The following is a 21320-nucleotide window of genomic DNA, read 5'->3' as shown; positions in this document are numbered from 1 at the left end:
TAAATTATGGAATATATTAAAACAGACCTTATTACAGCCTTGCCTGAATTAACCGTGTTATTTATGGCAATGTTTATTTTGTTGCTAGATTTATTTATTAAGCCGAAAAATCGTATTGTTATTTATGGTTTGGCACAATTTACGCTTTTAGCCGCGGCTTACTTTACAGTCAGCACTTATACTCCTGCGGTTGGTTACGCGTTTTCCAATATGTTTGTAGATGACCCACTGGCCGACATACTTAAACTCATGACATTCTTGGGTACATCAATGATGCTGGTGTATACCCGTCAATATATGCAACAGCGCGGCATGTTTAGAGGCGAATATTATGCGATGGTGCTGTTTGCGCTATTAGGCATGATGATTATGATCTCAGGGCAAAGTTTGCTGACTATCTATATGGGCTTAGAATTGCTTTCGCTTTGCTTGTATTCTTTGGTTGCGTTTGATCGCGACAATGCCCGCGCAACAGAAGCCGCGATGAAGTATTTTGTGCTAGGTGCATTGGCTTCGGGCATGTTGTTGTATGGTATGAGTATGATTTATGGCATGACAGGTAGTTTAAACGTCACTGAAATCAGCAGTGCCTTATTGGAAATGAATACTAAAAATCCTGTGCTGATTTTAGGTTTAGTGTTTATTGTGGCAGGCTTGGCATTTAAATTTGGTGCAGTGCCTTTTCAAATGTGGGTGCCAGATGTGTACCAAGGTGCACCAACTTCTATCACAATGTTAATCGGCTCTGTGCCCAAGTTTGCTGCTTTTGCAATTACTGTACGCTTGCTTGCACAAGGTCTACAACCACTCGCCATCGATTGGCAAGATATGCTGCTGATCATGGCAGTATTATCCATTGCGATTGGTAATCTCACCGCGATTGCACAAACCAACTTAAAACGCATGTTGGCTTATTCGACTATTTCTCATATTGGCTTTTTACTATTTGGCTTAATGAGTGCAAACTTAAATGGTTTTGCTTCTAGTATGTTTTATATCAGCGCTTATGTGTTGATGACACTTGCGGGTTTTGGCATGATTTTACTGTTAAGTCGTCAAGGCTTTGAGGCGGAAAATTTAGATGATTTAAAAGGCTTAAATCAACGTAGTCCGTGGGCTGCTTTTCTCATGCTAATCACTATGTTTAGCATGGCTGGCGTGCCACCAACATTGGGGTTTTATGCCAAATTTACGGTGTTACAAGCTGCGTTACAAGCAGGCTTTATCTGGGCAGTAGTATTTGCAGTGTTGATGGCAGCGATTGGTGCTTTTTACTATCTACGCATTGTAAAGCTTATGTATTTTGATGCACCAAAAGACAGTACACCGATTAACGCCCCAATCGATATGCAGTTGATATTAAGCATCAATGCGATTGCACTATTATTGCTAGGCATCATGCCACAAACGCTCATGCAAATTTGCGGTGTAGCGATTGCTACTAGTCTGCAATAGCCGTTTAAACGTTAATTACATCGATTAGTAGCACCTTTATCATTAAAACCAAGCACCTATGACGCAAATTATTATCTTATTATTAGCATTTGTTGCGGCTAATTTACCTTGGTTCTCCAATAAACTGTTCTATGTAATTCAATTAAAACCTAATGCTAAGAACCTAGCATGGTGTTTATTGGAGTTGGTTGTTCTGTACTTAATTGTAGGAGCGATTGGCTTTTACGCGGAGCATGTAACTTTTGGACAAGTTTCAGCGCAAGGCTGGGAATTTTATACTGTCACGTTTAGTTTGTTTTTAGTGTTTGCATTTCCAGGTTTTATTTATAAAGTATTGTGGAAAAAATAAAGGTCAGCAAAGCTGACCTATATTGATTGTAACTTTAAGGTAATTAATACATCATTCGACCATCACCTAACAAGTGCGCATGGCAATCTTTTTTAGTATTGATGCAATTCTTGATAATGCCTTCTATGAATGTTCTATCCCACCCTTCAACGTAATCACTATGACCAGAATACCCACCATTTTTACCGTTAAAAGCATAGTTATCACTTGATAATCGCCACTTATCTAACTTATCGCCTTCTTTAACAGTGTAATGAACATTGACAGTTATTTCTGGAATCGCTACTGGATGCGTTGCTGGGCAAGTACTTGAATTTGGATAAGCCATATGGTCTTTGTGATTTGGACTGTCTAAGTTTTTACCATCCCAACATTGGGGGAAAAAAATACTGAACATCAAATCATCACCTAGCTCACAATTTTGGCCACTCGGTATTTCGGATGTGCGTGGCCAATTAGTACGCTTAGAATTAGGTCCAGGGTGGCAAGTAAATCCAGTTCGATTATAAACTGAATTATCTTTAGCTTTCATATCGCCAGCAATCATGCGTAACGCCTTAGGCGGTGGTTTTATTAGAGAACCGTCGATAGAGCCGTGTTTGTAATAAACAAGTACGTCACCATTTGGCTGAATAGGCGCATTTGTTTCTGTATTGATCATAGATGGAACCCAATATGCGGAACGATTCATAATGCCGCCTGTGCATGTTGAGGTGCCAATAGAGCCGAAACTATTTAAATCACTTTTATAATTGACTGATGTATTACCAAAGAAAGTGTGGTGATGCGCCGCACCTTGTTGGTTAGGATAAACCAAAGGATCGTCATTGCTCATATGACTTACTTTGCAGCCAATTCTAAACTCGCCACCACTATTAGGCGCAATTTCGGTAGTAGGTTGAACTCTGATTGAATTAAATCCGATGACAGGAGTTATATTTTTACTGATATTTACTGCTGGCATTAATGCCGTTTGAATAATGTTAGCTACATCACTAATAGGCGTGCTAGGGTTTGTTGTAGGTGACGCAGTAGCAACTTGTGTTGCTACAAGAGGCTGTGTTGTAACGACGGGTGCGGGTGTTGTTACAACAGGTTGAGTAATGACAACTGGTTTTGCTGGAGTTGTTGCGGTAGGTATAGCAGCAGGTGCGGCCGCTACGTTAACTGGCGATGGTGTTTTAGAAAATCCCATTACAGTTACATTTTTTGTGCCAACTGTAATGGTCGATGTAATATTTTTAGCTAATGTTGCAGCTGGAGATGTTGCTGCTACGTTAACTGGCGATGGTGTTTTAGAAAGCCCCATTATAGTCACATTTCTTGAAGTTGCCGCAGCGACCGTTGCAATGCTTTTTACAGGTGTTGCAACTGTTTTAGTCTTTATAGTAAAGCCAGTAAAAAAACCACTGTAATCTTTAGTAGATGCTCCAGTCGATACAACATTTTTTTTGATTGGGCCGACAGTGCATAAATCTTTTGTTTGCAATGAGTTAACAAGTTCATTACGTGACAGTTTTGAAAAATCCTCAACTGGAGGGCGATCAGAATATTGAGTAACGCCTCTACTGTCTCGCCATTTGTAAATTTCCGCATTAGCTTGACTACTTGCTAATAACGTCAACAAAGGAATTGTTATTAATAGTATTTTTGGGCGAATAACTAAAGAAATCATAATGTTACCTTGCTGCTAGTTTAACTGAGCTTACATTCTAGTTAAGATTAAAGCGCTAAGTCAATGAATTGAAAATAAATAATCTAATGATGCATGTGTAAATAACGTTTGGGTATAAACAGAATTTATCGTAAGTACATCAAGTAAATCAAACGTATTTTTAACTGAATAATGTTAAGAAATTATTGCGCTAATGTAATAAAATCTGACTAAAGATTAATACATTTTATATTTTGAGGTTTGAGTATGCGCCTAGATGACGAACGAGAAAGTAGTAATGTAGAAGACAGGCGGAGTGGTGGAGGCTTGCCAATTGGCGGGAAGGGTATAGGAGTTGGTACGATTGTACTCGCACTGGTCGCCATGTATTTTGGTGTGGACCCTTCAGTTGTACTCAATATTGGTCAAGGCTTGAATCAGCAGGCGCCTATTGAGGCGCAGGCGATTTCTAAAGATGATCCCATGGCGATTTTTGTCGCAAAAGTACTCGGTAGTACGGAAGATACTTGGGATAAGATATTTGCGGATGCGGGTCAGCAATATCCTGCACCAAAATTAGTATTATATAGCGGTCAAACACCGACTGCCTGTGGCGCAGGACAGGCCGCGATGGGGCCATTTTATTGTCCTGGGGACAGTAAAGTCTATATTGATTTGCAGTTTTATCAGGAAATGAAAACGCGCTTTAATGCACCTGGCGATTTTGCACAGGCTTATGTGATTGCGCATGAGGTGGGACATCACATTCAACATTTGATGGGCACGTCCGATAAAGTACAGCAGGCACGTCAAAACGCACGCAGCGAAGCAGAAGCGAATCAATACTCAGTACGATTAGAGCTGCAAGCGGATTGTTATGCGGGCGTGTGGGCGCATCATGCGGATGGAAAAAATCGTATTTTAGAGGCGGGCGATGTGGAAGAGGCCATGACTGCAGCAGCGGCGATTGGCGATGATGCGCTACAAAAAAAAGCGCAAGGTTATGCGGTGCCGGATAGTTTTACACATGGTACTTCGCAACAACGTATGCGTTGGTTTAATCAAGGCTTAACTGTTGGTGATGTGAACAGATGTGATACTTTTAACACCGCTATTTAAACAACTATTTTCAATAATCACTTAACCTATTCTCTAGAAAATAATTGCTAGTTTTAAAGTGTTAACTTTTAAAATACAGTTTTATAAAGATAGAATAAATTAAAATAATGAGTCTTGATTTAACCGAACATTGTATTAGCTCCGAAACCATTGCATCTGGCGGCATGTTGACTGTAAAGCGCGATCAAGTGCGTTTGCCGAACGGACATTCCAGCCAGCGTGAATATGTGACACATCCTGGCGCGGTGGTGATTGTGCCTATTTTGCCAAATGGCAACGTTATATTAGAGCGTCAGTTTCGCTATCCTTTACATCAGGTTTTTATTGAATTACCTGCAGGAAAAATCGACGCGGGTGAAGAAATTTTAATCACAGGTCAGCGTGAGTTGCTAGAAGAAACGGGTTACAGCGCAAGTGATTGGATAAAACTCGGTTATCAACATCCGTGTATCGGTTATTCGAATGAAGTGATTTACATGTATTCAGCGCGCGGATTAACGGCTGGCGCACATCAACGCGATGCTGATGAGGCATTAGAAGTATTTGAAGCATCATTCGCAGATTGTATGCACATGATTCAAACGGGTGAAATTACCGACGGTAAAACAATCGTCGCGCTATTTTTTGCAGAAAAATATCTGTTTCAGCATGACTAAAAGCAACTGTAGTTAACGTCGTTTTTATAGCTAATATTATTTGATGAAAATTCCGCATGGCTAAAATATTAATAATTGGTTGCGGTGATTTAGGCACCGCGGTTGCCTTGCAACTGCATCAATCTCAACATACAGTCATTGGCTTAAGAATTAGCCAGCAAACTTTGCCTAACGGTATGCAAACTATTCAAGCGGATGTGACAAAGCCAAATACATTAATCCAATTAGCGCATCTTAACCCTGAAATCATTATCTATTGCGTTGCGGCCAGCGCGCAGACCGATGAAAATTACCATGCACATTATGTACAGGGGCTAAAAAACGTATTGGCGACACAAATAAAAAATATCCATTTACAGCATGTATTTTTTGTTTCTAGCACGCGCGTATATGGACAAACGCATACGCAAAATATTCTGGATGAAAATGTTGTAGCAATCGCTGCAGATTTTGGTGGTGAGCGTTTGTTAGAAGCTGAAAATGTATTAAGTAATTTTCCTTGTCAGTCAACGTCTTTGCGGCTATCAGGCATTTACGGCAAAGGACGATTATATCTAGTGAATACAGCAAAAGACCTAAGCCGTTGGCCCGAAAGTAATAGTTGGAGTAATCGCATCCATCGTGATGATGCCGCTGGTTTCATCGCATTTTTAGTGCAAAAAGTCTTAACTCAGCAGTCGGTTGAGAGTTGTTATATCGTGACTGACGATATGCCAACTTTGCAATATGACGTGCTGACATGGTTGGCGAACAAACAGTTTGTCGATACTAGTCATATTCAAACACCCGCAACGCAAGGCGGTAAGCGCTTAAGTAACCAGCGTTTGCGCGAGACAGGTTTTCAGTTGCAATATCCAAATTACCAAATTGGTTATAGTAAAGTACTTGAAACACTTTAATTTTTGATATTCAAATACATATGATGAATGTAATGCCAAAAAAACAATTCAAAATAAACCTTTTCAGCATAGTTAACACTTTTTTTTGCTTAATAATCAACTCAGCTGCGGTTGCTGATGAGAGCAGTCATTTTGATACTTGGTTGGCCGCATTTAAAACGCAAGCCCAAGCCCAGCACATTTCTGCACAAACTATCGATAACACGTTTAAAGGTGCTGAATATTTACCGCGCGTGATTAAGCTTGATCGCGCACAGCCGGAATTTATTTCACCTTTTTTGAGTTATGTCGAAAAGCGCGTGACGACTGATCGAGTCACACAGGGCAGAGAAATGCTCTATCAGCATGAAGGGCTTTTAAGCAAAATTGAAGCGCAATATGGCGTGCCCAAACAGATATTGGTCGCATTTTGGGGATTGGAAACCAATTACGGCAGCAATAAAGGTAATTTTGATTTGCCATCTAGTTTAATGACGTTGGCTTATGAAGGCCGCCGCGCCGAATTTTTCCGCAACCAATTATTGGATGCCATGCGCGTTGTGGATGCAGGTCACAATACCGTACAAGGTTTGCGCGGTTCTTGGGCGGGCGCGATGGGACATATGCAATTTATGCCATCTACTTTGCTTAAATATGGCGTGGATGCAGATGCAGATGGTCGCATCGATATTTGGACATCGCTGCCTGATGCGTTTGCATCTGCTGCTAATTATTTAAGCCAAGTCGGTTGGCGCAAAAATGAACTAGCAGCAATCGAGGTGAAATTACCCATCCATTTTGATTACAGTCAAGCACAGTTGAATAACCGACAAGCTACGCTTGATTGGAAAAGATTAGGCGTGCTGCAAATTGAAAGTAATGCTTTGCCTGTGCAAGAAAACGCGGCGATTTTGTTGCCGCAAGGGCAGTTTGGCCCTGCGTTTATGGTGTTTAGTAATTTCGATGTCATCATGGATTGGAATCGCTCAGTCAATTATGCGTTGTCTGTTGTGCATTTAGCGAATCAATTAGTGGGTGATAAACCCATTGTGGCAGGCGAATTTGCCGATAAAGAAGGGTTAACTTTTAGCCAAATGTGGGCATTGCAGAACCGTTTAAATGTCTTGGGTTTTGATTGTGGTACAGCAGATGGTTTTCCTGGGCTTAAAACGCAAGCGGCGATTCGGCAATTTCAAGCGACACAGAATATGACGCAAGATGGCTACGCCAGCCCAAGTTTGTATGAGCAATTATTTCAGCCTTAAAACCCACTACAACTTTAAATCAGCGATTGGCTACGCGTCCTAAACCAACCAGTTAGGCTTGCTCGTTCGCGCGTTGCTGGCCGCACTTCATGCCAGAATTTTTCCGATAAAAATAGTACTAGTTTGCCGGCAGTTGGCAATATGTCTAAATATTCAAGTGCATTCAAATGCAATCTTAATTCGCCGCCTTCGTCTGTTTGCCAGTCTGCATTTAAATACAAAATGCTGCTGAGTTGCCGTGCTTTCGTATCATTTTTTACGCCAATAGTTTGGTTAACATCAGCGCTTTGACTAAATTGGTCTAGATGTTTTTGATAGATGCTACCAATCGGATAAATCGCCAGATGCGTTTCAAGCGAGTGTAAATTCATGAATAATTGTTGGTTAAGTTGCATCTTTAGCGCCTGCATTTCTGCAAAATAAGCTTGGATGTTTATGTTCGCACTGTCTTCATCCAGCCAACAAATTTGGTCTCCACGAATTTTGGATGGGTTTAATTGGCTTAATAATCCTGTTTTAGCAGCCACCATCTCATTATTGATATGACGTTTATCAACTTCATCGCGCAAAGCAATAATGATATTGGCTGCTAAAAAATCATCAAAAATAACATAGCCTTGAATGCTGAGGGTGTTGATTAATGCGTTAAAATTCGTCGATGCTAGGTTTTGTGTAATCACACTGCATTATAGCGCGCAATCCAGCAGTACCCGTTTGCGTGCAAGGCTGTATTAAGCTAAAATTCGCACTTCGTAAAAATTGCGAAAAGTATAGGCGGTTAGCTCAGTTGGTTAGAGCGCTTGGTCGACATCCAAGAGGTCAGCAGTTCGAATCTGCTACTGCCTACCAAGAAACACAAGAGCTAGTTTAATCATTTGTAAAAAACGGATGGTTAAAACTGGTTAATCAATAATAAAAGCCGTTAAAACAGACGGCTTTTATTATTTAAGCTTGATAACATTTAAAACGCTCACATTGGATTTGATATGCCAGTAATTCGCTTACCAGATGGCTCGCAACGCAATTTTGATAGCCCTGTAACCGTCGCGCAAGTTGCGATGGATATTGGCGCAGGCCTTGCGAAAGCGGCTCTAGCTGGCAAAGTGACGCACAACAATCAAGAGTCTAAATTGGTTGATACGAGTTATCTGATTGAAACAGATAGTGATTTAGCGATTATTACCGACAAATCTGATGATGGCTTAGACATTATTCGTCATTCCACAGCGCATTTATTAGCGCATGCAGTTAAAGAACTTTTTCCTGATGCGCAAGTAACGATTGGCCCAGTGATTGACAACGGTTTTTATTATGACTTTTCGTATAAACGCCCATTTACGCCAGAGGATTTGATCGCCATTGAGAAGAAAATGGGCGAGCTTGCCAAAAAAGATGAGCAAGTGACACGCAAAGTGTTGCCGCGAGATGAAGCTGTGGCGTATTTCAAAAGCATTAATGAGCATTACAAAGCAGAAATTATCGAATCGATTCCTGCTAACGAAGATGTTTCTTTATATTCAGAAGGCAGTTTTACCGATTTGTGCCGTGGTCCACATGTGCCGAATATCGGCAAATTAAAAGCTTTTAAGTTAATGAAATTAGCAGGCGCATATTGGCGTGGCGATAGCAATAACGAGATGTTGCAACGCGTGTACGGCACAGCTTGGCGCAACAAAGAAGAATTGGAAGCTTATTTATTTCAGTTAGAAGAAGCTGAAAAACGCGATCATCGCAAACTTGGTAAGCAACTAGATTATTTCCATATGCAAGATGACGCACCAGGCATGGTGTTCTGGCATCCGCGTGGCTGGAGTATTTGGCAAGAAGTGGAGCAGTACATGCGCCAAATGTTCAAAGATTACAATTATCAAGAAGTGCGCACGCCGACCATTATGGATAAAACCTTATGGGAAAAGTCTGGCCACTGGCAAAACTATCGCGATAACATGTTTGTGACTAAGTCTGAAAATCGCGATTACGCGGTTAAGCCGATGAATTGCCCAGGTCATGTGCAAATTTTTAATAGTAGTTTACATAGCTATCGCGATTTGCCTTTGAGGTTGGCCGAGTTTGGCTCATGTCATCGTAATGAACCCTCTGGCTCATTGCACGGTTTAATGCGCGTGCGTGGTTTTACGCAAGATGATGCGCATATATTCTGTACAGAAGAACAAGTGGAAGCGGAAGTTGCCGATTTTATTAAGATGCTCTACAAAGCTTATGGTGACTTTGGTTTTAACGATGTATTAGTCAAGCTTTCAACGCGCCCAGAAAAGCGTATTGGTTCTGATGAGGATTGGGACAGGGCGGAAACTTCGCTTGCAAATGCACTTAAGTTGAACAATTTGGACTTTGAATATCAACCTGGTGAAGGTGCATTTTACGGCCCTAAAATTGAATTTACGCTGAAAGACTCATTAGGTAGATTGTGGCAATGCGGCACAATTCAGCTAGACCCTAATTTGCCAGAACGTTTAGGCGCCGAATATGTAGCAGAAGATAACTCGCGTAAACGCCCGATAATGTTGCACCGTGCCATTGTTGGTTCTATGGAGCGTTTCATTGGTATTTTAATTGAGAACTATGCAGGTGCAATGCCACTTTGGTTGGCACCTGTGCAGGCAATGGTGTTAAATATCTCTGAAAATCAATCCGATTATGTGATGCAAGTGGTTGAAAATTTGAAGAAAAATGGCATTAGATGCGATTTTGACTTGAGAAATGAGAAGATTACCTATAAAATACGCGAACATAGCATGCAAAAGATGCCTTATCTGCTAGTTGCAGGTGAGCGCGAAATGCAAGCAGGACAAGTAGCCGTGCGTACCAGAAAAGGTGAAGACCTAGGTTCCATGCCGATTGCCGACTTAATTGCTCGGCTAAAAGCAGAAGTTGAAGCTAAGGTTTAAGCTTAATTTTCAAGGTGGCGCGGTTGTTTTATTTTTAAAGATTAGGAGTCAGCAATAGCACAAGATAAAGATACGCGAATTAACGGGGATATTACCGCACCCGAAGTTCGTTTGGTGGGCATAGAAGGCGAACCGTTAGGCATAGTAAGTCTACGCGAGGCATTTTTTAAAGCTGAAGAAGCGGATATCGATTTGGTGGAAATTGCACCAAACGCTACACCACCAGTGTGCAGGTTGATGGATTACGGTAAGTTTAAGTATGCTGAAAGCAAGCGTCAGCATGAACAAAAACTGAAACAAAAACAAGTTGTTATTAAAGAAATTAAGTTTCGCCCAGGTACGGATGATGGCGATTACAATATTAAAGTACGTAATATCATCCGCTTTTTGGGTGAGGGCGATAAAGCGAAAATCACGTTGCGTTTCAGAGGTCGTGAGATTACGCATCAGGAATTTGGTTTGGCATTGTTAAGACGTGTAGAAGCGGATTTAACTGAGCATGCGGTAGTTGAGCAATTTCCAAAAATGGAAGGCCGCCAAATGGTGATGGTTTTAGCACCGAAAAAAGTAGAGAAACCAGTAGTGAAGCAATCAGCGCCTAAAGCAGACAGGCCGCCAAAAACAGCTGAACCAAAACTAGTTGAAAAAACAGAAGAAAAAACAGAAGAAAAAGCAGCAGAGAAATTAAGTACAACTGAGTAATAAATAATTTAAATATTTTCTGAGTGATACGGCGAAATGGCATGCCTAGGCACTCTTAACAACTCTCAAAGGAGAAAAAAATGCCAAAAATGAAGACAAAGAGCAGCGCCAAAAAACGCTTTAAGTTCTTAGGTAACGGTAAAGTGAAGCGTACGCATTCACATTTACGTCATATCCTAACCAAGAAAACCACTAAGCAAAAACGTAAGTTACGTGGCACTTCGATCATCTCACCAACTGACGTCAAGCGCGTTCGCGCAATGATGCCAACACAATAAGGAGACCGATATGCCTAGAGTAAAACGTGGTGTCATCGCTCGCGCAAGACATAAAAAAGTATTAAACGCCGCTAAAGGTTATCGCGGTCGTCGTAAAAACGTTTATCGCGTTGCCAAGCAAGCGGTAATGAAGGCTGGTCAATATGCTTACCGTGACCGTCGTCAGAAAAAGCGTCAATTCCGCACATTGTGGATTGCACGTATTAACGCAGGTGCGCGTGAGTTAGGTTTAACTTACAGCCGCTTTATGAATGGCTTGAAAAAAGCTTCTATTGAAGTGGATCGTAAAGTACTAGCTGATTTAGCGGTATTTGACAAAGCGGCATTTGCTAAATTTGTTGAATTAGCAAAAACTGGCCTGGCAGCTTAAGCCATGAATGCCTAAATCAGGCAAAGTAAAAAAAGAGGCTGCGGCCTCTTTTTTTATGGTTAAGACATAAATATTTATTCATAATCAATCAGTTAAACATCAACAAACTCATTACTTTAAGTTAAAATAGCGTATGGATAATTTACAAAATCTCATTTCAGAATCGCAAGCGGATTTTAGTGTTTGTGGCGATATGCCAGCATTGGAAAATGCTAAAGCTAAATATTTGGGTAAAACGGGTGCGTTAACCGAAGCGCTCAAAGGTTTGGGTAGACTGTCAAATGAAGAACGTCCCGCCGCTGGGGCAGCAATTAATGTCGTCAAGCAGGCAGTTGAAGCGGCATTGAATGCGCGTCGGGAGGCAATTTTAAGCGCGGAGCAAGCGAAGCAACTAGCCGCTGAGTCATTAGATGTAAGTTTGCCGGCACGTGCCCAGTCTCAAGGTGGTTTGCATCCTGTGACTTTAACGTTGCGACGTATTGAGCAATTATTTCACTCTATTGGTTTCGATGTGGCAACAGGGCCTGAGATTGAAACGGATTTTTATAACTTTACTGCACTGAATATTCCTGAAAATCATCCTGCGCGTGCCATGCACGATACGTTTTATGTAGATGCTAATCATTTGCAAAATGCAGATAAAAAAACTGATTTTGTACTGCGCACACATACTTCACCTGTGCAAGTGCATTACATGGAAGATGCTCTAAAAAACAATCAATCCCCACCTTTGAAAATTATCGCGCCCGGACGTGTGTATCGTGTAGATTCAGATGCAACGCACTCACCGATGTTTCATCAGGTAGAGGGTTTGTGGGTAGATGAAAATATCAGCTTCGCAAACCTTAAAGGCGTTGTTCAGGATTTCTTACAGAAATTCTTTGAGCGCGCCGATTTAACGGTCAGATTTAGACCATCATTTTTCCCATTCACAGAGCCATCTGCTGAAATGGATATGAGTTGGAATGGTGGCTGGCTAGAAATTGGTGGTTGTGGCATGGTACATCCAGAAGTATTCAAGCATGTGAATATCGATAGTGAAAAATATCGCGGATTTGCCTTCGGCTTAGGCGTTGAGCGCTTGGCTATGTTGCGCTATGGCGTGAATGATTTACGCCATTTCTTTAATAATGATTTGCGCTTTTTGTCGCAATTTAAATAATCAAGCTAATTAATTAAACTCTATGCAATTTTCAGAAAACTGGTTACGTGCCTTTGTCAATCCTGCAATGTCATCCACAGAGCTCAGTCATGCCTTAACAATGGCAGGGCTTGAGGTGGAAGAAATGACACCTGTTGCACCAGCGTTTGGCAATATTGTGATTGGCGAAATTATTGAAGCGATTAAACATCCTGATGCTGATCGTTTACAGGTGTGTAAAGTCAATGTTGGTAAGGAACCCTTGCAAATTGTATGTGGTGCAAGCAACGCGCGAGTGGGATTAAAAGTGCCTTGCGCGTTGGTTGGAGCCGAGTTGCCAAGTATATCCATCAAGCAAGCCAAAGTGCGCGGTGTTGAGTCTTTTGGCATGCTATGCTCGGCCAAAGAACTGGGATTAGCGGCAGAAGCAAATGGTTTGCTCGAGTTGCCAGATGATGCAACAGCAGGTCAAGATATTCGTGAGTATTTGAATTTAAATGACTATACGCTCACATTAAAACTCACGCCAAACCGCACCGATTGTTTAAGTATTTTAGGGATTGCACGTGATGTGACTGCTATTACTGGCGCGCCAATTACATTGCCTGTATTTAATACAGTTGCTGTTGAAAGTGCTAAATCACTGGCTGTGAAAGTTACTGCAAGTGAAGCGTGTCCTGCTTATTATGGCCGCGTGATTGAAGGTGTGAATGCCCAAGCCAACACGCCCGATTGGATGATTCGCAATCTTGAACGTAGCGGTGTTCGCAGCATCAGCGCGATTGTCGATATTACCAATTACGTATTATTGGAGCTTGGCCAACCGATGCATGCATTTGACTTGGCTACATTAAACGGTGGAGTTAACGTTCGATTTGCAGCAGAAAATGAACAAGTCAAGCTGCTTAATAATACCGAAGTTAAATTAGCCAGCGATGATTTAGTGATTGCCGACAACAACGGTGCGATTGCGCTGGCGGGCATTATGGGCGGTGAACCTACATCTGTGACGGATGCTACAACGGCAATATTTTTAGAAAGCGCTTTTTTTACGCCTGATGCAATCGCAGGTAAAGCGCGTCGTTTAGGATTAAGTACCGATTCATCCTACCGTTTTGAACGCGGTGTAGATTTTGGAAATACAAAACTAGCTTTGGAACGCGCAACGGGTTTAGTGCTGCAAATTTGTGGTGGTAAAGCTGGCGAATTAACCGAAGTAGTTAATCAGTTGCCAGAGCGCGTTTCTGTCACATTGCGCTATTCACGCTTATGTTCTGTGTTGGGCATTACCATTCCTAAACAAACGGTTGGTACTTTATTAACGCAATTGGGCTTTAAATTCACAGAAGAGAATAATCTTTTTGTCATCAAAGCGCCGACTTATCGCTTTGATATTGCACGTGAAGAAGATTTGATTGAAGAAATCGCCCGTTTACACGGCTACGATAAAATTCCAGCAATTATCCCAACAGCGCATTTAAATATGCTCAATGCAACAGAATCTGTATTCAATACAAATTGGTTGCATGATGCTTTGCAAGCGCAAGGTTATCAAGAGATTATTAGTTATAGCTTTGTAGATGAAAGCTGGGAGCGCGATTTATTAGGCAATACGCAACCGATCAAACTAAAAAATCCTATTGCCAGCAATTTAAGTGTGATGCGCAGTGGTTTGTGGGGCGGATTATTAGATACGTTGACTTATAATATCAATCGCAAACAAGAGCGTGCGATGTTATTTGAAATCGGGTCAAGCTATCACGCTGCGCCAGAAGGTTTTAACGAGCAAGCGCGCGTTGCAGGCTTATTCTACGGTGCATTTCAGCCAGAGCAGTGGGGTGCCGCCACAAAAGATGTCGATTTTTATGATATTAAAGCTACAGTAGAAAAGTTAACACATGGAAATGCCGAATATCGGGCAGAAACGCACAGCGCATTACATCCTGGCCAGTCAGCTCGTATTTATTTAGATGGTCAGCCAATTGGTTGGTTGGGAAAATTACATCCAAAATGGCAGCAACATTACAGCTTGGTAAAAAATTGCTTTTTGTTTGAGCTGGAAGTTTTGCCTTTGCTGAAAAAATCAGTTGCAAGCTATTTAGAAGTACCAAAAACATTAGCGATACGTCGCGATTTGGCAGTTATTGTCGACATTAATGAACCTGTTCAAGTAATATTGAACGCAGTGACAAATGCCAATATTCCACTTGTGACACAAGTGCAACTGTTTGATATATATCAAGGAAAAGGTATTCCTGAAAATAAAAAAAGCCTTGCATTATCGGTACTTATGCAAGATACTCATAAAACTTTGGTAGATATTGAAGCTGAAGCTGCAATGGCACAGTTGCTAAAATTATTAGAAAATCAATTTGGCGCCTCATTGCGAAATTAACTAGTTTTATTATTAAAAATGATGAATAAAACTAGCCAAGTAGTGAAAACAAGCAAACAAAAATTAGCGGGAAATTAATGAATAATAAGACGTTCAGGGGAAATGTATGACCTTAACAAAAGCGGATTTAGCCGATTTGTTGTTTGAGCAAGTGGGCTTGAATAAACGCGAGGCAAAAGATATGGTAGAGGCATTTTTTGAGGAAGTGCGTACCGCTTTAGAAACGGGTGATAGCGTTAAGTTATCGGGGTTTGGTAATTTTGAATTACGTAAAAAATCTGAGCGTCCTGGCCGCAACCCAAAAACTGGCGAAGAAATACCGATTACTGCGCGCCGTGTGGTGACTTTTCATGCGAGTCAGAAATTAAAAAGTAAAGTTGAAGAGCACTACGCTTAACCAGATTCAATATAGCATTAATATTAAAAGTCTTAGTGCTAAAAAATTTCTAAATTTGGGCTATTAGATTACATACAAATTATCAATGATAGATTCAGCACCTAAAATGCAGTTGCCACCAATACCCGCCAAGCGTTATTTTACGATTGGTGAGGTGAGTGACTTGTGCGGCGTAAAACCACACGTATTGCGTTATTGGGAGCAAGAGTTTACCCAGTTAAAACCAGTAAAACGTCGCGGTAATCGTCGTTATTATCAACATCATGAAGTGTTACTGATTCGTAAAATTCGTGAATTGTTATACGAGCAAGGTTTTACTATTAGTGGCGCTCGAAATCGTTTAGATGGTGCAGAAGTTAAAGCGGAAGCAACAGCAGCGAATACGCAAACTACTTCAGCAAAAGAATCAGAAACGAATGTAGGGATAGATCTGTTGCTATTTAAAAAAGAAATTCGCGCGGTTATTCAATTACTTCGTGCTTAATCCATTTAATTGCATTCTATTAAGGCCGCTTTCAAAGCGGCCTTAATTTTTTAACAATCCATTGTTAATACTGATCAATCGCGCTAAATATTTTTGGTGGCATACGTATTTGATTTATAATGCTAGCTCACTGCAAATCAATAGTAGTGCGGTTCGGGGCATAGCGCAGCCTGGTAGCGTACATGCCTGGGGGGCATGGGGTCGCAAGTTCGAATCTTGCTGTCCCGACCAATAAAATCATGACTTATAGACTAACCTCTATAGGTCTTTTTTGTTTTTGAGGCGTGCATCCTAAAATGCGTTAGCTATAACCTTGCATCATCTTAATTTAAGAATTTTTTATTTGCTAGTATTACAAACGTCTGCTTAAAATCTGTATGGTATGTCACTTGCTTGCTTTAATATTAACGACAGATTAGCAAATAATTTTTCACGCGCGATTGGTTAAAACGTAACTGCTCCAAATCGTTATAATGAATAAAATTAAAACTTTAACTAATTTGAAATTAGGAAAAATATCATGCAGAAAAACGTTAAAAATCACACATTAACAGTATTTGTATCGGCTGCAATGTTCTTAATTGTTGCGCAAGCTTATGCTGAAGCGCCCCCAACAGCAGAAGCAGATAAGCCAGTTGTTGAGCAAATTGTGAACACGTTAACTAAGTTATCTGGTGGCCCGCACGCAGGTTTTCGCGCTAATCACGCCAAAGGTATTGTTGCTTTGGGTGAGTTTACGCCTGCAAAATCAGCTGCTAGTATTACTAAAGCGGAGCATTTGCAAAAAACGTCTAGTCCAGTGACTGTGCGCTTTTCAGATGCAACTGGCGTGCCAAACATTCCCGACGCGGATGGCAATGCTTTTCCTAAAGGCATTGCGATACGTTTCAATCTGCCTGATGGTTCTTACACGGATATTGTGAGCATTTCCACCAATGGCTTTCCCGCTGCTAATCCTGAAGATTTTTTAGGGTTGCTCAATGCGATTGCTACTAGCGGCCCAGAGGCTGTAAAACCAACGCCAGTGGAGCAGTTTTTAGGCTCACATCCAGCGGCACTTAAGTTTGTGCAAATGCCAAAATTGCCACCAGTAAGCTTCGCGACACAATCGTTTTTTGGCGTGAATGCTTTTAAATTTATCAATGCAAAAGGTGAGACACAATATGGTCGCTACCGCATCACGCCTATTAAAGGCGCACAATTTTTAAGCAAAGCAGAAGCAGCAAAAGTTACGCCTAATTATTTGTTTGAAGAGCTACCAAAACGTTTGGCTAAAGCGCCGGCAAGTTACAAATTAAGCGTGCAATTAGCTAAAAAAGGCGATGTGTTGAATGATGCAACTGTGGTGTGGCCTGAGAGCAGAAAACAAGTTGAATTGGGCACGTTGGTGATTAAAACGATAGATGCAGACGGCGTAAAATATGAGAAATCGACTATGTTTAATCCGTTAAATTTGGTTGATGGTATTGAGGCGTCTGAAGACCCTATTTTGTTGGCGCGCCCAAGTGCTTATGCTGTGAGTTTCGGTAGACGTTTAGGCAAGTGAACCAACATTAAATATTGCTGTGTTTTATGTGTTAACTAAGCTTATTATTGTCAATAGTTAACACATAAAACGAATTGAAAAAAGCGCATTTATTGCGCTTTTTTTTCAACTATAATGGCTATAAATCATAGGAATTCACCATGCAAACTCGTACTATTCAAGCCCACACCATCCAAACACAGCCTTTTTTAGACCAAAAACCTGGCACATCTGGTTTACGTAAGAAAGTAAAAGTTTTTCAGCAGGCACATTATCTTGAAAATTTCGTACAAAGTATTTTTGACACATTAGAAATTGAATCTGGCGCTACCTTAACTTTGGGTGGAGATGGTCGTTTTTATAATAAAACGGCTATTCAAACCATCATTAAAATGGCCGCAGCAAATGGTTTTGCAAAAGTGATTGTTGGCCAAAATGGTATTTTATCGACGCCAGCCGCATCACACATCATTCGGCATTATCAAACTTTTGGCGGTATTATTTTATCCGCCAGCCATAATCCTGCAGGTCCAACGGAAGATTTTGGTATTAAGTACAACACGGCAAACGGCGGACCTGCGCCAGAAAAAATCACTGAAGCGATTTTTGCCAAAAGTAAAACGATTACTCATTACAAAATAGCCAATCTTGCGGATATAGATTTGGGCAAGATTACTGAAACCCGCTTTGATGATATTGACCACATTTTCAGTGTACAGGTGATTGATGCTGTCAGTGATTATGCAGATTTGATGCAGCAACTATTTGATTTTTCAGCAATTAAAGCGTTGATTCAATCAGGGTTTACGTTGAAGTTTGATGCCATGCATGCAGTAACTGGGCCTTATGCTAAAGAAATTTTAGTGCAGCGTTTAGGTGCGCCAGAAAGCAGCTTGATGAATTGTGAAGTAAGCGAAACCTTTGGTGGCGGTCATCCTGACCCCAACCTAACTTACGCGCATGAATTGGTCGACGTACTGTATTCGGATTCTGCACCTGATTTTGATTTTGGTGCCGCATCGGACGGTGACGGTGATCGCAATATGATTTTGGGCAAAAGTTTTTTCATCACGCCATCGGATAGCTTGGCGATTATTGCCGCTAATGCGACGTTAATACCAGCGTATCGCCAGGGTTTGGCGGGCGTAGCGCGCTCTATGCCGACCAGCGGTGCGGTTGATAGAGTGGCGGCCGCGCTTAATATTCCGTGCTATGAAACGCCGACAGGATGGAAATTTTTTGGCAACTTGATGGATGCTGGCAAAGTGACTTTGTGCGGTGAAGAAAGTTTTGGCACAGGTAGTAATCATGTGCGTGAAAAAGATGGTTTGTGGGCAGTGTTATGTTGGCTGAATATTATTGCCGCTAAAACCGCCAAGGGTGAAATTCCGAGTGTAGAAGCCATTGCAAAAGCGCATTGGGCAACTTACGGCCGCAATGTGTATTCGCGCCACGATTACGAAGTGATTCCAACTGGCGAAGCAAACGGCGTGATTGCGCATATTAAATCGCAATTTTTAACATTGCCTAATCAAACTTTTGAGCGATACACGGTTGATACTTGTGATGATTTTAGTTACACAGACCCGATCGATGGTTCGGTTAGCACTGGGCAGGGAATTCGCATTTTGTTTAAATGCGGTTCGCGTATTGTGTTTCGCTTATCTGGCACGGGGACTGAGGGCGCAACGTTACGCATTTATCTAGAGGCTTTTGATCCCGATGTGAACAATCATCATTTGAATGCGCAAGTGGCCTTGGGCGAAATGATTCAAATCGCATTGCAGATATCGCAACTTAAAGAACGTACTAATCGCGATGCACCAACGGTGATTACTTAGATTGAAATCAAGCAGTTTTAAATATAAAAGCCAGCAATAATGCTGACTTTTATATGGTTAATTTGTTGTTAATAATTTAGTGTTAAGTCTATTCAAATAATTAATCTTCTGAATCTTTAGTCGCTAAACGATTGTATTTTGGCCAGCTAATCACAGCCAACAATATCACCAACGCAAGCCAAGCATACGCCTGCACATTTAGCGGTTCTGATAATATAAATACGCCCATCGTGACTAGCGCGATTACATTGAGATAGCGATAAATACGCGACTCTGTGCGCGTTAATGTGCGTAATTGTGCCAGCCATAATCCAATACTAAGTTGCAGCACTGGCAACAAATAAATGGTTAACGGAAAGTCGCGATAGCGTCCGTCAAGATTATAGAAAAAACCTGACAGTGTCGGCATGGATTTGGAAATTGGCAGCAATATCCAAGCTTTAGGTATCAATAATAAACCAGCAATCGCGGCGCAAAGCGTGAAGATAAACAGACTGATGCGGATAATCTTTTTACTCTGCGCATCTGTTAAATCAACATTCTGTTTTCTAGCAATGATAAATGGCATGGCTAATATCGTTAATATGCCCAAACCGCTCAAACTGCCTAAACCAATCCACTCGACAATATCACGGCACGCAACCACCAAATAGCCAGTTTGCAATAAGCCCATCAAGCCAGCGGAAGCGCCTAAGGTCGCAGCGCCAACTAACGCACTGTTGCGACGTTCACCAAATGCGAATGCCACCGCTAGCCATATCAATAAGCCAGCTGCAGCCCAATATACTGGTTTTAAACCATCTTGACGCTCAGCCATCGGGCCTGAAAATGAAAATTTTGGATTCAGTTCAGTATCGTACAAACCCCAATAACCGCCAACTGCACCTTCTAAAAAGCGTTTCCATGGCTGGTCTACCGCTTCGATAATGTTGTAATTCCACTTAGCTTCTTCGGCACGTAGTAAAAATTCACGTATATAGCGTGCTTGATTCACCGCGCTTGGAACGGAAGCATTGCGATGACGACCGACTGAAGGCCAACCAGTTTCACCAATCATCACAGGTTTGGTAAAGGTATGCGTGACTTTATCCATCACCACATTGACGTGATGCATGGCATTGCTGACTGGTTGCGGATCATCTTCCCAATAAGGCAATACATGCACGGTCACGAAATCGACCGAATTTTCCAAAGCTGGATGCTTTAGCCAATACTCCCAAACATCCGCATAAGTTACCGGTACTTTGGTGGATTGTTTGGCCAGCTTGATATATTCCGCCATTGCCAGCTCAGTTTGTTCGCCACGCAATAAGACTTCATTGCCCACAATCAGCCCTACAACGGTACCTGGATATTGATTGGCTAATTTAGTAGCAAGATTGATTTCTTGTACGTTATCGCTATCTACCCAGCCTACCCAAGCACCTAACAATACTTTTAGACCAATTTTTGAAGCGGCGACGGGCACATAATCTAATCCTTGGTTAACGGAATAAATACGTACACATTGAGAGTGTTTGGCCAATAACTTCAAATCGCTTTCAATTTGCGTTTGGCTGATATGCGTGCCTTTGATGAACGGCGTTTGACCTTCGCCATAATAAGGCGCGTAAGACACGCATTGCAGCTTGCCGTCTACCGCTAATTGCGGTTCAGCGAGTTTAACTGGTTGGTTCTGTTGCCAGAACCATGCGCTGATTAAAGCCAGAACCACTAGATTAAATAATGCATATCGCCATAAGGTGTTTGGGCTTTTATTGGTCATGATTTCCTAATAGCTTTGAAATGTAATAAATGACAGATTTTGAATCGTCATTTTTTGAATGCAGCGTTTTGTAGATATACTACTTTGTAAACCTAGTACTTTGGATTAGTACAATAGTAAGCTGTTGGTTTAAAAAA

General features: G+C 41.4%; 19 protein-coding genes and 2 tRNA genes. 18 read left to right on the top strand and 3 right to left on the bottom strand.

Annotation, left to right across the window (positions count from 1 at the left end):
- Nucleotides 1-6 precede the first annotated feature (6 nt).
- Together nuoN and METVE_RS0112330 are read left to right on the top strand one after the other, a co-directional pair.
- Entirely contained in the window at nt 7-1455 is a 1449-nt protein-coding gene (gene nuoN / locus METVE_RS0112335; RefSeq protein WP_020168798.1) for an NADH-quinone oxidoreductase subunit NuoN, read from the top strand.
- Between the two features lie 58 nt (nt 1456-1513).
- Nucleotides 1514-1804, top strand: a complete 291-nt coding sequence (locus METVE_RS0112330) for a DUF2818 family protein (protein WP_020168797.1) — start codon at nt 1514-1516, stop codon at nt 1802-1804.
- Between the two features lie 43 nt (nt 1805-1847).
- Here the strand turns inward: METVE_RS0112330 and METVE_RS0112325 are convergent, their stop codons facing one another.
- A complete protein-coding gene (locus METVE_RS0112325) occupies nt 1848-3479 on the bottom strand; it encodes a DUF1996 domain-containing protein (RefSeq protein ID WP_020168796.1) in 1632 nt (543 codons plus the stop codon).
- A gap of 246 nt (nt 3480-3725) precedes the next feature.
- On the opposite strand from METVE_RS0112325, the gene ypfJ reads away from it, so the two are divergent.
- The 4 genes from ypfJ (at nt 3726) to METVE_RS0112305 (ending at nt 7376) form a co-directional block, all read left to right on the top strand.
- Entirely contained in the window at nt 3726-4577 is an 852-nt protein-coding gene (gene ypfJ, locus METVE_RS0112320; protein ID WP_020168795.1) for a KPN_02809 family neutral zinc metallopeptidase, read from the top strand.
- 107 nt (nt 4578-4684) lie between these two features.
- Nucleotides 4685-5233: an NUDIX domain-containing protein gene (locus METVE_RS0112315; RefSeq protein WP_020168794.1), complete on the top strand. Its 549-nt coding sequence runs from the start codon at nt 4685-4687 to the stop codon at nt 5231-5233.
- A 56-nt stretch (nt 5234-5289) separates the two neighbouring features.
- The gene (locus tag METVE_RS0112310) at nt 5290-6132 is read left to right on the top strand and encodes an NAD-dependent epimerase/dehydratase family protein (protein ID WP_020168793.1); all 843 of its coding nucleotides are present in this window, start codon (nt 5290-5292) and stop codon (nt 6130-6132) included.
- A 23-nt stretch (nt 6133-6155) separates the two neighbouring features.
- Complete coding sequence (locus METVE_RS0112305) at nt 6156-7376, top strand: lytic murein transglycosylase (RefSeq protein ID WP_020184132.1); 1221 nt, start codon at nt 6156-6158, stop codon at nt 7374-7376.
- 14 nt (nt 7377-7390) lie between these two features.
- Here the strand turns inward: METVE_RS0112305 and METVE_RS0112300 are convergent, their stop codons facing one another.
- Complete coding sequence (locus METVE_RS0112300; protein WP_020168791.1) at nt 7391-8056, bottom strand: 2OG-Fe(II) oxygenase; 666 nt, start codon at nt 8054-8056, stop codon at nt 7391-7393.
- A 92-nt stretch (nt 8057-8148) separates the two neighbouring features.
- Between METVE_RS0112300 and METVE_RS0112295 the strand changes: the two genes are divergently transcribed.
- The 12 genes from METVE_RS0112295 to METVE_RS0112240 all read left to right on the top strand — a co-directional run bounded on the left by METVE_RS0112295 (nt 8149) and on the right by METVE_RS0112240 (nt 19418).
- Nucleotides 8149-8225, top strand: a tRNA-Val gene (locus METVE_RS0112295).
- Nucleotides 8226-8362: 137 nt separating this feature from the next.
- Nucleotides 8363-10285 (top strand): threonine--tRNA ligase, encoded by a 1923-nt coding sequence (gene thrS, locus METVE_RS0112290; RefSeq protein WP_020168790.1) that lies wholly within the window; start codon nt 8363-8365, stop codon nt 10283-10285.
- Between the two features lie 54 nt (nt 10286-10339).
- A complete protein-coding gene (gene infC, locus METVE_RS0112285; protein ID WP_081621891.1) occupies nt 10340-10987 on the top strand; it encodes a translation initiation factor IF-3 in 648 nt (215 codons plus the stop codon).
- A gap of 80 nt (nt 10988-11067) precedes the next feature.
- On the top strand, nt 11068-11265 hold the full coding sequence (rpmI, locus tag METVE_RS0112280) for a 50S ribosomal protein L35 (protein ID WP_020168788.1): 198 nt from the start codon (nt 11068-11070) through the stop codon (nt 11263-11265).
- 10 nt (nt 11266-11275) lie between these two features.
- Nucleotides 11276-11635, top strand: a complete 360-nt coding sequence (gene rplT, locus METVE_RS0112275) for a 50S ribosomal protein L20 (protein ID WP_020168787.1) — start codon at nt 11276-11278, stop codon at nt 11633-11635.
- A gap of 133 nt (nt 11636-11768) precedes the next feature.
- On the top strand, nt 11769-12797 hold the full coding sequence (gene pheS, locus METVE_RS0112270) for a phenylalanine--tRNA ligase subunit alpha (protein WP_020168786.1): 1029 nt from the start codon (nt 11769-11771) through the stop codon (nt 12795-12797).
- Between the two features lie 22 nt (nt 12798-12819).
- On the top strand, nt 12820-15171 hold the full coding sequence (pheT, locus tag METVE_RS0112265; protein WP_020168785.1) for a phenylalanine--tRNA ligase subunit beta: 2352 nt from the start codon (nt 12820-12822) through the stop codon (nt 15169-15171).
- Nucleotides 15172-15277: 106 nt separating this feature from the next.
- On the top strand, nt 15278-15568 hold the full coding sequence (locus tag METVE_RS0112260) for an integration host factor subunit alpha (RefSeq protein WP_020168784.1): 291 nt from the start codon (nt 15278-15280) through the stop codon (nt 15566-15568).
- Between the two features lie 85 nt (nt 15569-15653).
- A complete protein-coding gene (locus METVE_RS0112255; RefSeq protein ID WP_020168783.1) occupies nt 15654-16052 on the top strand; it encodes a MerR family transcriptional regulator in 399 nt (132 codons plus the stop codon).
- A 154-nt stretch (nt 16053-16206) separates the two neighbouring features.
- Nucleotides 16207-16283: transfer RNA gene (locus METVE_RS0112250), tRNA-Pro, on the top strand.
- 289 nt (nt 16284-16572) lie between these two features.
- Nucleotides 16573-17598 (top strand): catalase family peroxidase, encoded by a 1026-nt coding sequence (locus METVE_RS0112245; RefSeq protein WP_020168782.1) that lies wholly within the window; start codon nt 16573-16575, stop codon nt 17596-17598.
- Nucleotides 17599-17738: 140 nt separating this feature from the next.
- Complete coding sequence (locus METVE_RS0112240) at nt 17739-19418, top strand: alpha-D-glucose phosphate-specific phosphoglucomutase (RefSeq protein ID WP_020168781.1); 1680 nt, start codon at nt 17739-17741, stop codon at nt 19416-19418.
- 100 nt (nt 19419-19518) lie between these two features.
- Here METVE_RS0112240 and METVE_RS0112235 read toward each other — a convergent pair whose 3' ends face one another.
- Nucleotides 19519-21183: a glycoside hydrolase family 17 protein gene (locus METVE_RS0112235; protein WP_020168780.1), complete on the bottom strand. Its 1665-nt coding sequence runs from the start codon at nt 21181-21183 to the stop codon at nt 19519-19521.
- Nucleotides 21184-21320 lie beyond the last annotated feature (137 nt).

Origin of the sequence: Methylotenera versatilis 79 (assembly GCF_000384375.1) — a bacterium.
Taxonomy (GTDB): domain Bacteria; phylum Pseudomonadota; class Gammaproteobacteria; order Burkholderiales; family Methylophilaceae; genus Methylotenera_A; species Methylotenera_A versatilis_B.
This window is presented reverse-complemented; position numbering and strand designations above follow the sequence as displayed.